Raw genomic sequence first — 14,826 nt, forward strand, 5'->3', positions numbered from 1 at the left:
GATTACACCATGTACATCCCGCCATTAACATGCAGGGTTTCGCCAGTGATATAGGCAGCGTCATCAGACGCCAAGAATACCACAGCTGCGGCAATTTCTTTTGGATCGCCCAAACGGGCAGCAGGCACCTGATTCATGATGCCGGCACGTTGATCGTCATTCAGGGCACGGGTCATGTCGGTCTCGATGAAACCGGGCGCAACCGCGTTCACTGTGATACCACGGGATGCCACTTCCCGTGCCAACGATTTGGTAAAGCCAACCAGACCCGCCTTGGCGGCGGCATAGTTGACCTGGCCCGCATTGCCCATGGTACCGACCACTGAGCCGATGCTGATGATCCGGCCATGACGCTTCTTCATCATGGCGCGTAATACTGGCTTGCTCAAACGATAGAGGGAAGTCAGGTTGGTGTCGATGATTTCATTCCACTCATCATCTTTCATGCGCATCAACAGGTTGTCGCGGGTGATGCCGGCATTGTTGATCAGGATGTCGATCTCGCCAAAGCGTGCTCTGATAGCCGCGAAGACAGTTTCGATGGATTCCTGACTGGTCACGTTCAGTGCCATGCCACAGCCCTGCTCACCCAGATAGGCGCTGATAGCCTCTGCGCCGCTCTCGCTGGTTGCAGTGCCAACGACTTTTGCGCCACGGGCCACAAATGTTTCGGCAATGGCCCGGCCGATACCACGACTGGCACCGGTAACCAACACAACCTTATCGGTAAAACTCATGATCTGCTCCTGTTTACTTGGACTGGGCCAATGCCAGCTCGAAAGAGGCGACATCGTTGGCGTGGATGCCTTCCACTCGCTTGTCGATGCGCTTGGCGAGCCCGGTCAATACCTTGCCCGGCCCCATCTCGATTTCCAGCACGACCCCCTCATTGGCCATCCGCTCCACCGTCTCGGACCAACGGACCGGGCTGAACAGTTGACGCACCAGGGCCTGCTTGATGGCGGCCGGATCCTGTTCACAGGATACGTCGACATTATTGATGACTGCGATGGTTGGAACCTTGATCTCGATCCCGTCCAGCGCAGCTGCCAGTTTTTCTGCAGCAGGTTTCATCAGAGCGCAGTGAGAGGGTACGGAGACCGGCAGTGGCAGTGCGCGCTTGGCACCAGACTCTTTCATCAAGATATTGGCGCGCTCAACCGCTTCCTTGTGACCGGCGATCACCACCTGGCCCGGGGAGTTGAAGTTGACCGGGGAGACCACCTGACCTTGCGCTGCTTTTTCGCAGTTGGCGGCGATGGCCTCGTTATCCAGACCTATGATGGCGGCCATGGCGCCTGTGCCTTCCGGTACGGCTTCCTGCATGGCCAGACCACGCAGCTCAACCAGTTTGACCGCATCGCTAAAGGCCAAGGCACCGCTGCACACCAGGGCTGAATATTCCCCCAGACTGTGGCCGGCCATGATGGCGGGGGTCGCCCCACCCTGCTGCTGCCACAGACGCCAGAGCGCGACGGAGGCGGTCAGTAGCGCTGGCTGGGTGCGCCACGTTTTATTCAGATCTTCAACCGGACCATCCATGATCAGGGCAAACAGGTCATAACCCAGCACCTGGCTCGCCTCGGCGAAGGTTTCCTTGATCACGCCGTGCTGCTCGGCCAGCTCGGCCAGCATGCCGACAGTTTGGGAGCCTTGTCCCGGGAAGGCAATGGCAAATTGGGTCATCATTGATTCCTTTAAGGTAAGACGAAAACGAAATCGGTCGCGGGATGGCGCAGGGCCCCATCCCGCTGAAGATCAGAGGCGAACCAGCGCCGAGCCCCAGGTAAAACCACCGCCGAAGGCCTCCAGCAGCACCAGCTGACCCGGTTTGATCCGGCCGTCGCGCACCCCTTCATCGAAGGCGATGGGCACGGAGGCGGCAGAGGTGTTGCCGTGCTTGTCGAGGGTCAGCACCACCTTGTCGAGGCTCATGCCGAGCTTCTTGGCCGTCGCGCTGATGATGCGGAAGTTGGCCTGGTGCGGCACCAACCAGTCGAGCTCGCTCGGCTCGACACCGGCTGCGGCCAGGGTTTCAGTCACCAGCTCGCTCAGACGGGTGACCGCCACCTTGAACACATCGTTGCCCTTCATATACATGTAGGCTTCGAGTTCGGCTCCCGGCATGCCACGACGAGGGTGTGGCAGCTTGAGCAGATCGCCATAACGGCCATCGGCATGGAGATGGGTCGACAGTATCCCAGGCGTCTCGCTGGCACCAATCACCACAGCGCCGGCACCATCCCCGAAAATGATGATGGTGCCGCGATCTTGCGGATCACACATGCGGGACAGCACATCGGCACCGACGACCAGCACATGGCGGGCTGCGCCAGATTTGACGAACTGATCGGCGATGGAGAGTGCGTAGGTGAAACCTGCGCAGGCGGCCGCCACATCAAATGCGGGGATGCCAGGCACACCGAGCAGCCCCTGCAGCTCGCAAGCTGCGGCCGGAAAGGCGTTCTCTGCGCTGGTGGTGGCCAGCACTATCATGTCGAGATCGGCTGCGGTCAGACCTGCAGCATCCAGGGCGCGCAGGGCGGCCTGGTGAGACAAGGTGGCGACGGTTTCGTCGGCACCGGCAATACGGCGTTCATGGATCCCGGTACGTTCCACGATCCACTCATCACTGGTTTCAACCATTTGCTCGAGATCGGCGTTGGTACGCACTGAACTCGGCAGATAACTGCCAGTACCCAGAATTTTGCTATGCATAGAGTTCTTATAGATCCCTGTCGGAAAAGACAGATTCAAGGCGATCTGCTATTTGCAATGGAAGTTGATGCTTGGCCTCTTGTGCGGCCAGCAGGATCGCATTACACAGAGCGCGCCGTTCGGCTCGCCCATGGCTTTTTACCACAATGCCGCGCAATCCTAACAGACTTGCGCCGTTATACTGGTCGGGGTTCAGGTAAGAAAAACGCCGTTTGAACATAAATCCGGCGATACGGCCAAGAAAACTGTGTTTCTTGCGGGGATATCCGGCCAACTGGGCCATCATCCGTACCACACCTTCCGCCGTTTTGAGGGCAACATTACCGACAAAACCGTCACAGACAATCACGTCGCACTCGCCACTAAAGATGCGATCCCCCTCGACGAAGCCGACGAAATTGAGCGCACTGCACTGACGCAGCAGCTCGGCGCTGTGACGCACCAGATCGTTGCCCTTGATCTCCTCCTCCCCGACGTTGAGCAAGGCGACCCGGGGAAAGGCAATGCCTTCCACCTTCTCGGCCACCACTGAGCCCATCACCGCAAATTGCAGCAGGGTGTCAGCATCGCAGCTGACATTGGCCCCCAGATCCAGCATCACGGTACGCTTGCCGCTCAAGGTCGGCAGCGCCTTGATGAGCGCGGGTCTGTCGACGCCGGGCAGGGACTTGAGCACGCACTTGGCCATGGCCATCAGGGCGCCGGTATTGCCAGCACTGACGCAGGCATCGGCCTCACCCGCTTTCACCAGATTGAGCACAACCCGCATGGAGGAATCTTTCAGGGTACGCAGCGCCACGATCGGCTTGTCGCCCATGCCAACCACTTGGGATGCATGTACGAAACGAACGCGAGGATGAGTCAGCAAGCCATGTTGCTGCAACAAGGAGGTAGTCTGGTGCTGATCACCGACCAGGATCAGTTTTAACTGGGGCAAAAGAGACAGTGCCTGCACGGCGGCAGGCACTGTTTCCGAGGGGCCAATATCTCCCCCCATTATGTCTAGCGCGACAGTTTGCGTAGACAAAGGCAATCCTTAAGCGATTACCTTTTTACCGCGGTAGAAACCATCGGCAGTCACGTGGTGACGACGATGAATTTCACCACTGGTCTGATCAACAGTCAGAGCTGCACTGGTCAGCGCATCGTGTGAACGACGCATGCCACGCTTGGCACGGGTTTTACGGTTCTGTTGTACGGCCATTGTAGGCTAACTCCTAGATTCACTTACGTTTAAGCTCTTCAAGAACTGCAAAGGGATTCGGCCGCTCATCAGCAGGTTTGATATCACCCCAAGTCATCTCCATGTTACCGCGCGGACAAGCATCCACCGGATGCATCGCCACCTGAGGCAACGAGAGGATGAGTTCATCCTCCAGGATTTGATGAAGATCTATCTCGCCGTTTTCGTCCAACTCAATGGGCTCATAAGCTTCCGGCAGTTCTTCCTCGTTTGTTTTTTCAAACAGCGGAGTGTAGATAAAATCAGCTTCACAAAGGTGTTCGAATGTATCTCCACAACGCTGGCAAACCAGGTCAACCTTGGCATGGGCAGTGCCTTTCATAACGGTCAACTTCTGGACATCTTTGCCAAAGTGCAGTGATACATCGACATCACTCTGCAAGCCTGCGGTTGATGCCTCCAGCCTGGGCATCTGCGACTTTTCCACTATCCCGACATAGTCGAGCAGCTTCAAGGCATTACGGACTGGATCAACCTTAACGGGCAACTTCACCTTTTGCATAGGGCGCGAATATTATAGGTCCAACAACTGATAGTCAAAGGAAAAAGTCCTTACCGCCGATGATTTTAACCATACAAGTCCCTGAGATGCCGGGATTTGTTCTCATCGGTGGCTGATTATGCCATAAACCTGAGGATCCTACACAGGATCCTGCCTGCATTCGGCACATATCGCGTGTGCGGGGGTTTCGCTGACCTTGTATCTGCGGTCCCTTCAGGTGTGCGGATCCGAAGTCTTGTCGTCAAATGACCGCCACATGGTCCAACCCCCTTCATCCGCCGCGGGCAATGCCTGCTGACAACTGATCATGTTTATCTGGCGGTAGCGCTCGTCATGAGGGCCGATTCTTCCATCTCAATCCACCCCCCCTTGATGTAACAGTGAGAGGATGCCGGCTCACAGATACAAGGGCGGTCGCTCTTTCATACGACAGCTCATGACCGTCTTTCATTCAGGCCGCTCCTGTCGTTACCATCAGGATCTTATCTCCAGCCACTGATGAAGCAAATTGAACCTTGCTGAGCACGGGTGCCTTTATCACGCTCATCAAGGCACAATGAATAACTGGCGAAGGTGAAACAGCATTAACATGCACATATAAATGTGATGGGAAATAGTTTATATACAGCATTCTGATGACATGACATATCTGGCATCAGATAATGGTTGAAAACCTCCACCGCCAATTCAATGCACCAGCATTGCTGGCGTGTGACCACCACCATCACTGGGTATCAATACCCTCCCCTATGATTTCAATGTGGGCGCCTGCACGGGAACCCCGGTTCATCAGCCTCAGGCTCACAAGGTCTCTCGGTGCCTCATCAGCTACGACGGCGCCCATCACGTCCTGTGACCAGCATAACAGCCGCAAGAATATGTGATGGCTTCATGATATCTCCTGATAGGGTCAGATAGTAACTATCACCGCAATTCAGATCTGATGGATGAAGAGGCCGGTGCCAGATGCAACGACAAAGCAAAAGAGGCGTTAAAACCTGATCTGAAAATGAACGAAATCTTTAATGTGGCCACCCTCGGTCAACACAGCGGACAAGCGCTTATATGCCACTGTGACGATAAAGGCAGGGAATAAACGAAGCATGAAAAATATCATGAGTTTGCCGCTATATACTGTCCCTCATGAAAAATGGATAGGTGCTACCGACTATTTACCCGGATGACAGGTCAGTGAAAAGATAAAGGCGAGTTCTTGATAAACAACACCTGAATGGCGCCTCCGGCTTAAGCCTGGAGAATACACATCAAGACGCAAGCCTGAACAAAGACTGTCGTCAAGGAATGACCTGGCATGACTGCCACTTGCCCGCCGGATGTTGCAGCGCACACGCACAGGGCTGGGGTGGCATGGCTTCCATCAGCCGGCGAATGGCTCGAAAGCTGTCCAGCGCCGCTTCGGTAGCAATTGGATTGATGATCCAGCTCGGCAGGCTGTCGCCCGGGTTGGTGTAGGTTTCAAGACGCACCAGGGTGGTGCCATTGAGTTGTGGCAATGCCTCCCAGCGCCCTTCACTGGCTTGGATCCGCACTCGCCCCGGATGGGGCGGCAGTGCATCGGGCACCGCCCAGACCGTCAGTTGCAGGCTGCAATCGGCGTTGCGCTGCAGGCGAGAGTGTGTGATCAGCTCTCGCTCCTGCACAGGCCAGGGTGCTGACAAGCGGGTATACACCAAATCTTCATCGGGCGCTGGCTTTGCCAGCACACGCACCTCCAGGCTATGTGGCAGCCACTCCTGATGACGGCTAGTATCGCGCAGCACGGCCAGCAAGGCGGATGGGGGGGCCGCTACGTTCATTTCCAGGCGCAGGGCCACAAATGCCCCCGGTGGGTGAGCGCGGGTCCATAGCAAGATGCCGGCCTCCCCCGTCTGCAGTTGCCACCCTTGTCCCCATGCCGGTAAACAGAGCAGCCACAGCAACCATATTCCATGTTTTGTCATCTGATGCCCTCGCCTGATCCTGCTTATGCTTATAGCCGCTTTTCGACTGACAGGGAGGCCTGTCTGCTGGCGGGCCGAGATGTCCCGGGAAGATGGTGGCTAGCCGGGCTTCCCCACGTGCTCGTGGTAGAGCCGCTTTATCTCGTCTCGCAGCCAGAGCACCTTGGTATTGTGGTTGTTGCGCTTGTGCCAGAGCAGGATAAAAGCGATGTCGAGCTGGGAATACAGCGTTTCCTCCAGCGGCAGTGGCAAGAAGATCAGGTTGTCGTGATGCAAGCTGGCATAGCTGGCGCAATAGGACGGCACGACCGCGATCAGCTCGTGAGCCGATTGGGCGGCAATGTGCAGCGCCTGTTCGAAGCTGGAGACCCGGATCGGTACCCGTCGGCTGAGTCCCTCATCATCAAGCAGGCTGTCGAGCGCCCAGGCATCGCTGGCCTCCCACACCACGCTCACATGGGGGTAGGCGAGAACATTGTCCAGGCTCCACGTGCGGGCCAGCAGAGGGTGATCTTTGCGCAAGAACACCACGGGTCTGTCTTCGAACAACACCTCGTGATCGATGTAATAAGGCAGGCGGTTGACGCGGGCCAAGGAGCCAGGGTGCGTCTCGCGGGCACAGAAACCGAGATCGGCATCGCCATTGATGATGTCGCTGAGGGAGTGGTGATCCCAGTTCATCACCTTGATGGTCGACTTGCAGTACTTCTCGTAGATAACCATGGGCAAGCTGTTGAGAAAACTGGTGTAAAAGGGAGATTCCAACACCAGCCTGAAGGCAGCGCCTTCCGGAATCGCGTTGCCGCAGAGGGAGGCTATGTTGCCCGACAGCTGAAACCACTCCTTGAGCTCCTCTTCCAGGCTCAGCGACAGGTTGGTGGGTTCGAGCCCCCGCTGCGTGCGGATAAAGAGCGGATCATCAAACCAGTCGCGCAGGCGAGCCAGCGCCTTGCTGACCGTCGGCGCCGTCACATTGAGCCGTTTGGCCACCTTGGTCGCGCTGCGCTCTTGCAGCAACAGCCTGAATACCACCAACAAATTGAGGTCGAGTTCGACCAGAGGGCGCATGATCAGATGTTCTCCACGGGCTGGGGATCGCAGGGCGCCTGGTCGACAACAGGCCCCATGATGCGAAAGGCGAGATAGAGTAGCACGGCAAGCAGGAGCGAATAAGCCAGTAACAAGAGGGGGGCCAGACCAAGCCAGCCCATCAGCCAGATATAGAGCGCCGAACTGGCTATCTGAATAATGCACAGGGTTGCACTGGCCAGAGCAATATGGTATTGGCAACTGGCGAGGGCCTCACCCATCGCGATGCCGAAGCTGGCGGAAAAACCGATGCAAACGAAGGCAAAGCCAAAACAGATCAGCCAGAGCGCCCACAGCTGCGATAAACCATCATGGGCCAGCGCCATCAACAGCGCCTCCTGCCGGGAAGCCAGTAGCAACAGCAGTGCCAACCCCAAGGCGCCGTGGGCCCAGGCCAGCACCCTCTCCTTGCCCCACCGGCGGATCAACACCGGATTGAGAAAGGAGGTGATCATGCTGATCACGGCCATCGCCATCATGATCTCGGCGTAGCCGGCGGTATCCAGCCCCATCTCCGTCATCAATATCATGGGCGAGGTACTGACATAGGTCAGGATGCAGGTCATGCCGGTACTGGTCAGGCCGCACATCCACAAATACTGCTTCGAACGCAGAAACCCGAGGCGATCGGCAGGATGGCCAGTGGCCTGCCTGCCCTCCTCTGGGCGGGTCTCCCGCAGCCAGAGCAGAGTCACCAATCCCACCACGGCGCCGAGCAGGGCCATGGCCTGAAAGATGGCTGGCCAGTCGAAGCGGGCCAGAATGAGATAACCGAGCAGAGGCGCCAGCACGGGGATCACACAAATGATGCCGTTGATCATTGATAGGACAGCCGCCAGCCGGGCCGGCGCCAGCACATCCCGCAGCACGGTAAAGGTCATGATATAGAGAGTGCCTGCCCCTATCCCCTGACCGATGCGGCCCAGTAGAAATACTGTGATCGAGTCAGCATTGCCGGCCGCCAGCGAGGCCAGCACAAAGATCAGGGCGCCCGCCAGGATCACCGGCTTGCGACCATATCGGTCAGCCAGCAGTCCGCCGACCAACACGGTAGCAGCCATGCCAAACAGATAGGCTGAAAACGCGGTATGCAGCTGCGCCGCGCTGGCCGCTAGCGCGCCCCCGATTTGGGGGAGCGCGACCAGGTAGAGATCTATGCCCACCGGGTAGAGGGTGATCATCAAAAAACTGCAAACAAGGTAGGGACGCATGACAACTCCAGCAGTAGCGGACTGTCACCCAAGGCATGACAGTCGGATAAGCCTGTCACTATAGGGAAGAGGCCGATGAAAGAGTCGATAACGGCACTTTCCAATATGGAAACCGAGGGACGTCGCGCTCCCTGCTCACTGCAAGCACACGGACTCCATCCGGCGATACCGGCAGATCATGTCAAACACGAAAACCCCATCAGGTATTTGCCCGGCTCACGGCGCGGCGATACCATCGGCGCCTGACTGCATCGAACCAGGACATCACAATGCCAACACAGCTGATCCTCGCCTCCACCTCCCGCTACCGCAAAGCCCTGCTGGAAAAAATCGGTCTTCCTTTTGAATGTGCGGCCCCCGAGGTAGATGAGTCTCCCCTGCCCGGCGAATCTGCCGAAGCGCTGGTGGCGCGGCTGGCCCATGCCAAAGCAAACGCCATTGCCGACCGATTTGATCAAGGGCTGATCATAGGGTCCGATCAGGTGTGTGTCTGCGACGGCCAGACTCTGGGCAAACCGGGCACGGTGGAGAAGGCGGTGGCACAACTGATGGCTGCACAGGGCCGCAGCGTCACCTTTTATACCGGCCTGTGCGTGCTGGATGCCGCCAGCGGCCGGACTGAACAGCTGGTAGAACCTTTCACTGTGCACTTTCGCACGCTGGATGAAGCCGCCCTTCGCCGCTATGTAGAGGCTGAGCTGCCCCTTGATTGCGCGGGCAGTTTCAAATGTGAAGGTATGGGGATAGTACTGTTCAAGGGGCTGGAGGGGCGCGATCCCAATGCTCTGATCGGCCTGATCGAGCTGCTGGAACGCCACGGCCTCACCCTCCCCTGATGGGAACGATATGCCCAGCAATGAAAAACGGGAGCCAAGGCTCCCGTTTTCATCAGACATGTGGCAAGGCGCTAGCCCAGCAACCGCTTGAGCTCATCCATGGTATCGACGACGGCAAGCGGATCATGTGCCTGCAACCGGCGCTTGTCGTGCACGCCCCAGCTCACCCCGATCCGCGGCATGCCCAGCGCCTCTGCCATCGCCATGTCGTGAATGGAGTCGCCAATCATCACCGCCTGATGCGCCGCTAAGCCCAGCTCATCCAGAATTTGCGTCAGCATCAGGGGAGCGGGTTTGGAGTTGGCCTCGTCTGCGCCACGAGTGGCGGCAAACAGCGGCCGCAGTCCGGTATCATCCAGCACCCGATCCAGGCCACGGCGAGACTTGCCGGTGGCCACCGCCAGCGCAATCCCCTGCCCGTGCCAGTGATGCAGCAGCCCACTCGCCCCGGCAAACAACGGGCTGGGCGTGCCGTCATGCAGATAGTGATGACGATAGCGGGCGATCAGGGCGTTGGCCCGCTCGCCACCCGGCACCAGCGTAAACAGCTGTGGAATGCCGACCTCCAGGCTGAGCCCTATGATCTGATGTGTCTCTATCGCAGTGGGCACCGGCTCGCCGCAATCGCGAGCCGCCCCCGCGACGCAGGCCACAATCCGCCCCACCGAGTCCATCAGGGTACCGTCCCAGTCGAAAATGGCGAGTCGGACCTCTTTCATCAGCGAGCCAGCTTGTTCAGGAAGTTGTCGAGTTCTGGTGCGAGCGGGGCTTCCACCTGCATCTCGCGACCATCGACCGGGTGGGTAAAGCTCAGCTTCCAAGCATGCAAAAACAACCGTTTCAGCCCTTGGCTACGCATTTTCTCGTCAAAGGCCGCTTCCCCATACTTGTCATCACAGGCGATCGGATGACCGGCATGCTGGGTATGCACCCGGATCTGGTGGGTACGACCCGTGATTGGGCTGCACTCGACCAGGGTCGCCTCGGCAAATTGACGGGCGATGCGGAAACGGGTTTCAGATGGCTTGCCATCACTGCTGACCCGCACCACCCGTTCACCGGATTGCAGATCATTCTTGCGCAGCGGCGCATTGACCACCTTGACGTGGGGCTGCCATTGGCCGCGCACCAGCGCCAGATACTGTTTGCGCATGGTCTTGACTCGCAACTGCTCATGCAGGCTGCGCAGGGCACTGCGCTTCTTGGCAACCAGTAACACGCCGGAGGTATCTCGATCTAGCCTGTGCACCAGCTCCAGGAAACGGGCATCCGGGCGCAGAGCGCGCAGCCCCTCAATGACACCGAAGCTCAGGCCGCTGCCACCGTGCACAGCCATGCCGGACGGTTTATTGAGCACTATCATGGCGTCGTCTTCAAACAGGATCTGGCTCTCCAGACGCTGAATGCTACCGAGGTTGGCTGAGGGCAGTTCGTTTTTCTCGGCAACCCGCACGGGGGGGACCCGCACCTCGTCGCCTGGGCAGAGTTTGTATTCCGGTTTGATGCGCTTTTTGTTAACGCGCACTTCCCCCTTTCGAAGGATGCGATAGATCAGGCTCTTGGGGACGCCCTTTAGCTGAGTCTTAAGAAAATTGTCGATGCGCTGCCCTTCATGCTCAGCTTCGATGGTGAGCAGCCGCACTTGTTGTTGTATCTGTGTCATGGCGCGGATTTTAACACCGCCGGCGGCCCTTGGCTGCATGCTTTGTTGAAAAATGGCACCTTGCTATAAAAGTGGTTTAAATGGGATAATAAACAAGGTTTTGTCATTGTGTTCAAGCCTTGTACTAAGTGGCCAAAATTTATGCCACCCAATCCCGAAACACCGTGTATACAAGAACATGACGGTTCCCGGGTGCGAGGTACAGCGCATGGAGAACACAAACAGAACCGATTATTTGTCTCCACACCGGCATCCTTAATTCATGCCTTCTCGAGAAGGCCGAACCAGAGCGCCCTTAGTTTGCGCCTCATGCATACCCCAACCGGGAGGTTGCCCAAGTATGCTGAAGACCCGAGGCCGGCGCCGGCAGGATCCTGTGGAGGAAATCAAAATGACAAAATAACGAGAACTCAATGAAAAGAATGCTAATCAACGCGACTCAGGAAGAAGAGTTGCGCGTAGCGCTTGTTGACGGACAACAGCTCTACGATTTGGATATTGAAAGTCCGGGACACGAGCAGAAAAAAGCGAACATCTACAAGGGTAAAATCACCCGTGTAGAACCCAGTCTCGAAGCTGCTTTTGTCGACTATGGCGCCGAGCGTCACGGTTTCCTGCCATTGAAGGAGATCGCCCGCAATTACTTCCCCTCCGGTTACTCCTATCAGGGTCGTCCCAACATCAAAGAAGTGGTCCGCGAAGGCCAGGAAGTGATCGTCCAGATCGATAAGGAAGAGCGTGGCACCAAGGGTGCAGCCCTCACTACCTTTATCAGCCTGGCCGGTAGCTACCTGGTGCTGATGCCGAACAACCCCCGTGCCGGTGGTATCTCCCGCCGCATCGAGGGTGATGAACGGACTGAACTGAAAGAAGCCCTGAACGGACTGACTGTGCCGGACGGCATGGGCCTCATCGTGCGTACCGCCGGTGTGGGCAAATCCCCGGAAGAGCTGGAATGGGATCTGAACGTTCTGCTTAACCACTGGGACTCCATCCACAAGGCGTCACAGGACCGTACCGCTCCCGTGCTTATCCACCAGGAAAGCAACGTGATCGTGCGCGCCATTCGTGACTACCTGCGTCGCGATGTCGGCGAGATCCTGATCGACGACCCTGTCATCTTTGAACGTGCCCGTGCTCACATCGAGCTGGTTCGTCCCGATTTCCTCAATCGCGTGAAGCTGTACAAGGGTGAAGTTGCCCTGTTCAACCACTTCCAGATTGAGAGCCAAATCGAGTCGGCCTTCCAGCGCGAAGTGCGCCTGCCCTCCGGCGGCAGCATCGTCATCGACCCGACCGAAGCGCTGACCTCCATCGATATCAACTCCTCCCGCGCCACCAAGGGCGGCGATATCGAAGAGACGGCGCTGCAAACCAACCTGGAAGCGGCCGACGAAATTGCCCGTCAATTGCGTCTGCGTGACTTGGGTGGTCTGATCGTGATCGACTTCATCGACATGACGCCGGTTCGCCATCAGCGCGAAGTGGAAAACCGTCTGCGTGAAGCCGTACATCAGGACCGCGCCCGCATCCAGCTGGGCCGGATCTCCCGTTTCGGTCTGCTGGAGATGTCCCGCCAGCGTCTGCGTCCCTCCCTCAACGAGTCAAGCAGCCACATCTGCCCCCGTTGCCAGGGTCAGGGCGTCATCCGTGACAACGAATCACTGGCCTTGTCCATCCTACGTCTCATCGAAGAAGAGGCCATGAAGGACAACACAGAGCAGGTTCATGCTCAGGTGCCGGTCGATGTTGCCGCCTATCTGCTCAACGAGAAGCGCGCCTCCATCGCCAGTCTGGAACAGCGTAATGAAGTACGTCTGTACATCATTCCGAACCAGCATCTGGAAACCCCGCACTATGAAGTGACCCGTATTCGTCAGAACGAGATCCCGGAAGCGGCCAGCTACGAGCTCAAAACCGAGATTGCCAAGCCGGTCTACCAGCCGAAGCAGGCTCAGGTGATCGAGCGCGAGCAACCGCTGCTGCAAGGCTTCGTCCAGGCTCCTCAACCGGCCGCCCCTGCTGCGCCTGCGCCCGTCGCAGCACAGCCACAGGTTGCCGCTGAAGCGGGTCTGTTTGGCAAGCTGTTCAAGGCCATTTCGGGTCTGTTTGCTGGCGATGCCGCCCCGAGCGACGTCAAAGCGCCTGCCGAGAAACCGGCTGCGCCGCGGGAAGCGCGCAAGGATGAAGGTCACCGTCATCAGCGTGATGAAAACCGTGGCCGTGGTCAGCGTCCCCGTCGTGACGACAACCGCAGCAACCGCAACACAGCAGAAGCTGGCGAGAAGCGCGAAGGCGCGGCCAATCGCGAGGGTGGTGAAAACCGCAATCGTCGTCCGCGTAAAGAACGCGAACCGCGTCAAGAGCGTGAGCCCCGTCAGGAACGTGAAGCCCGCGGTGAAGTGCGCACAGAACAGCGCCTGGAACGTGAGCCCCGCGAACCTCGCCAGGAACGCGAACCGCGTGCCCCGCGTCCTGCTCGTGAGCCCCGAGCCCCGCGTGAGCCCCGTGCAGAGCTGGTCGTTGAAGCGGTCGACGCCGTTGAAACTGCCGTGGTCAGTGCCGAGCCTCAGCAGGAGAAAGAGCAGAAAGTCGCCGAACGCCGCGAACGTCGTCAACTGCGCAAGCAGATCCGTGCCGATGTACCGGTCAGCAACCTTGCTACCCAGCCGACTGATGAGCCGGTTGCTACCGTGGCCAATACCGCTGACACAGTGGAACAGAGTGACGAACAGGCCGACAGCCAGCGTCGTTCCCGTCGTACGCCGCGCAGCCAGCGTATCGAAGGTCAGCGTCGCAAGCGCATCAACGAAGATGCCCGCAGTCAGCGCGATGATGACGAGCAGCAAGCAGACTCCACCATCCTGACCACAGCCGCGCAGGCTGATGCGGCTCAGGTGAAAGTGGAAGAGCCGGCAGTGCCCGTCATCACAATCCCGAGCGCCGAAGCCATTGCTGCCGCCGTACAAGCCTCTGCTGCGCTGACCGAGCATGTGGTGGTGGAAGCTGTTGCCGAAGAAGCCCGTGAGCAAGCCGAAGCCGTGGTAATCGCCGCCCCTGTTGTGAGCGACACCCAGCCTGAAGCGGCCCCTGTTGTTGCTGCCAAGCCGGTTGTCGCTGACGTGGTGGCCACGCCTGTGGTTGCCGAAGCGAGCGTCGTTGTCACGCCTGCTGACGACGTCGTTACCACAGTCGCACCTGTCATCGAGGTGGCTGCCGAGGTTGTTGCACCCGTTGTCGCGGAAGCTGCACCTGCAACTGAACCCGCGCCCCAGGTTGTTGAACCTGTTGTTGCCGAGCCAGTCGTAGCCGTGGTCGCCCAGGCAGAACCGGTAGCACCCGCTGCCGTTACTGCGCCCGTGGTCAACCAGGCTACGAAAGGTGCCGGTCTGCTGGCGGGTGCCCGCAAGGCTTCTGCCCCGATGGCAACGCCGGCGGCGGCCCCTGCCGTGCCTGACCGTGCGCCTGTCGAGCAGGCACCGCTGGTGCGCAATGATGTGGCAAGCTCTGGCCGTCATGGTGGTAGCACGGCTGCTGTCAACGTGGCAACCAGCCCGGCTGGTCGTCCTTGATTGCCAACCAGCTAGCCTGATGGAAAAGAGC

General features: G+C 58.4%; 13 protein-coding genes. 2 read left to right on the forward strand and 11 right to left on the reverse strand.

The annotated features are described in order from the left end of the window. Positions 1-2: 2 nt before the first annotated feature. The 9 genes from fabG to WJM78_RS09930 all read right to left on the reverse strand — a co-directional run bounded on the left by fabG (position 3) and on the right by WJM78_RS09930 (position 8,724). Positions 3-737 carry a 3-oxoacyl-ACP reductase FabG gene (fabG, locus tag WJM78_RS09890; RefSeq protein ID WP_042037743.1) on the reverse strand — a complete coding sequence of 245 codons (735 nt, stop codon included), beginning with the start codon at positions 735-737 and terminating at the stop codon, positions 3-5. A gap of 13 nt (positions 738-750) precedes the next feature. After that, positions 751-1,686, reverse strand: a complete 936-nt coding sequence (gene fabD, locus WJM78_RS09895; RefSeq protein WP_042037742.1) for an ACP S-malonyltransferase — start codon at positions 1,684-1,686, stop codon at positions 751-753. Positions 1,687-1,758: 72 nt separating this feature from the next. Next, on the reverse strand, positions 1,759-2,718 hold the full coding sequence (locus tag WJM78_RS09900) for a beta-ketoacyl-ACP synthase III (protein WP_042037741.1): 960 nt from the start codon (positions 2,716-2,718) through the stop codon (positions 1,759-1,761). 7 nt (positions 2,719-2,725) lie between these two features. After that, positions 2,726-3,745 carry a phosphate acyltransferase PlsX gene (gene plsX / locus WJM78_RS09905; protein ID WP_042037740.1) on the reverse strand — a complete coding sequence of 340 codons (1,020 nt, stop codon included), beginning with the start codon at positions 3,743-3,745 and terminating at the stop codon, positions 2,726-2,728. A gap of 9 nt (positions 3,746-3,754) precedes the next feature. Then, complete coding sequence (gene rpmF, locus WJM78_RS09910) at positions 3,755-3,922, reverse strand: 50S ribosomal protein L32 (protein WP_005311492.1); 168 nt, start codon at positions 3,920-3,922, stop codon at positions 3,755-3,757. A gap of 19 nt (positions 3,923-3,941) precedes the next feature. Beyond that, a complete protein-coding gene (gene yceD, locus WJM78_RS09915; protein ID WP_042037738.1) occupies positions 3,942-4,463 on the reverse strand; it encodes a 23S rRNA accumulation protein YceD in 522 nt (173 codons plus the stop codon). A 1,295-nt stretch (positions 4,464-5,758) separates the two neighbouring features. Next, positions 5,759-6,424: an START domain-containing protein gene (locus tag WJM78_RS09920; RefSeq protein WP_339015414.1), complete on the reverse strand. Its 666-nt coding sequence runs from the start codon at positions 6,422-6,424 to the stop codon at positions 5,759-5,761. Positions 6,425-6,523: 99 nt separating this feature from the next. Further along, on the reverse strand, positions 6,524-7,492 hold the full coding sequence (gene yidZ / locus WJM78_RS09925; protein WP_339015416.1) for an HTH-type transcriptional regulator YidZ: 969 nt from the start codon (positions 7,490-7,492) through the stop codon (positions 6,524-6,526). Positions 7,493-7,494: 2 nt separating this feature from the next. Further along, positions 7,495-8,724, reverse strand: a complete 1,230-nt coding sequence (locus tag WJM78_RS09930) for an MdtL family multidrug efflux MFS transporter (protein WP_275930375.1) — start codon at positions 8,722-8,724, stop codon at positions 7,495-7,497. Between the two features lie 269 nt (positions 8,725-8,993). Here WJM78_RS09930 and WJM78_RS09935 point away from each other — a divergent pair, with 269 nt between their 5' ends. Further along, entirely contained in the window at positions 8,994-9,560 is a 567-nt protein-coding gene (locus WJM78_RS09935; RefSeq protein WP_339015419.1) for a nucleoside triphosphate pyrophosphatase, read from the forward strand. A 71-nt stretch (positions 9,561-9,631) separates the two neighbouring features. Here WJM78_RS09935 and WJM78_RS09940 read toward each other — a convergent pair whose 3' ends face one another. Continuing rightward, positions 9,632-10,279 carry an HAD-IA family hydrolase gene (locus tag WJM78_RS09940; RefSeq protein ID WP_339015421.1) on the reverse strand — a complete coding sequence of 216 codons (648 nt, stop codon included), beginning with the start codon at positions 10,277-10,279 and terminating at the stop codon, positions 9,632-9,634. Then, on the reverse strand, positions 10,279-11,223 hold the full coding sequence (gene rluC / locus WJM78_RS09945; protein ID WP_209418522.1) for a 23S rRNA pseudouridine(955/2504/2580) synthase RluC: 945 nt from the start codon (positions 11,221-11,223) through the stop codon (positions 10,279-10,281). The genes WJM78_RS09940 and rluC overlap by 1 nt, the downstream gene beginning before the upstream one ends. Before the next feature lie 413 nt (positions 11,224-11,636). Between rluC and rne the strand changes: the two genes are divergently transcribed. Further along, the gene (gene rne / locus WJM78_RS09950; RefSeq protein WP_339015424.1) at positions 11,637-14,795 is read left to right on the forward strand and encodes a ribonuclease E; all 3,159 of its coding nucleotides are present in this window, start codon (positions 11,637-11,639) and stop codon (positions 14,793-14,795) included. Positions 14,796-14,826: the final 31 nt, after the last annotated feature.

Source organism: Aeromonas popoffii (genome assembly GCF_037818705.1).
Classification (GTDB): Bacteria; Pseudomonadota; Gammaproteobacteria; order Enterobacterales; family Aeromonadaceae; genus Aeromonas; species Aeromonas popoffii.

Excerpts from the sequence above, each read along its gene's own strand:
- fabG (WP_042037743.1), bottom strand. The coding sequence starts at position 737 with ATGAGTTTTACCGATAAGGTTGTGTTGGTTACCGGTGCCAGTCGTGGT.
- fabD (WP_042037742.1), bottom strand. The coding sequence starts at position 1,686 with ATGACCCAATTTGCCATTGCCTTCCCGGGACAAGGCTCCCAAACTGTC.
- WJM78_RS09900 (WP_042037741.1), bottom strand. The coding sequence starts at position 2,718 with ATGCATAGCAAAATTCTGGGTACTGGCAGTTATCTGCCGAGTTCAGTG.
- rpmF (WP_005311492.1), bottom strand. The coding sequence starts at position 3,922 with ATGGCCGTACAACAGAACCGTAAAACCCGTGCCAAGCGTGGCATGCGT.
- yceD (WP_042037738.1), bottom strand. The coding sequence starts at position 4,463 with ATGCAAAAGGTGAAGTTGCCCGTTAAGGTTGATCCAGTCCGTAATGCC.
- WJM78_RS09920 (WP_339015414.1), bottom strand. The coding sequence starts at position 6,424 with ATGACAAAACATGGAATATGGTTGCTGTGGCTGCTCTGTTTACCGGCA.
- yidZ (WP_339015416.1), bottom strand. The coding sequence starts at position 7,492 with ATGCGCCCTCTGGTCGAACTCGACCTCAATTTGTTGGTGGTATTCAGG.
- WJM78_RS09930 (WP_275930375.1), bottom strand. The coding sequence starts at position 8,724 with ATGCGTCCCTACCTTGTTTGCAGTTTTTTGATGATCACCCTCTACCCG.
- WJM78_RS09935 (WP_339015419.1), top strand. The coding sequence starts at position 8,994 with ATGCCAACACAGCTGATCCTCGCCTCCACCTCCCGCTACCGCAAAGCC.
- WJM78_RS09940 (WP_339015421.1), bottom strand. The coding sequence starts at position 10,279 with ATGAAAGAGGTCCGACTCGCCATTTTCGACTGGGACGGTACCCTGATG.
- rluC (WP_209418522.1), bottom strand. The coding sequence starts at position 11,223 with ATGACACAGATACAACAACAAGTGCGGCTGCTCACCATCGAAGCTGAG.
- rne (WP_339015424.1), top strand. The coding sequence starts at position 11,637 with ATGAAAAGAATGCTAATCAACGCGACTCAGGAAGAAGAGTTGCGCGTA.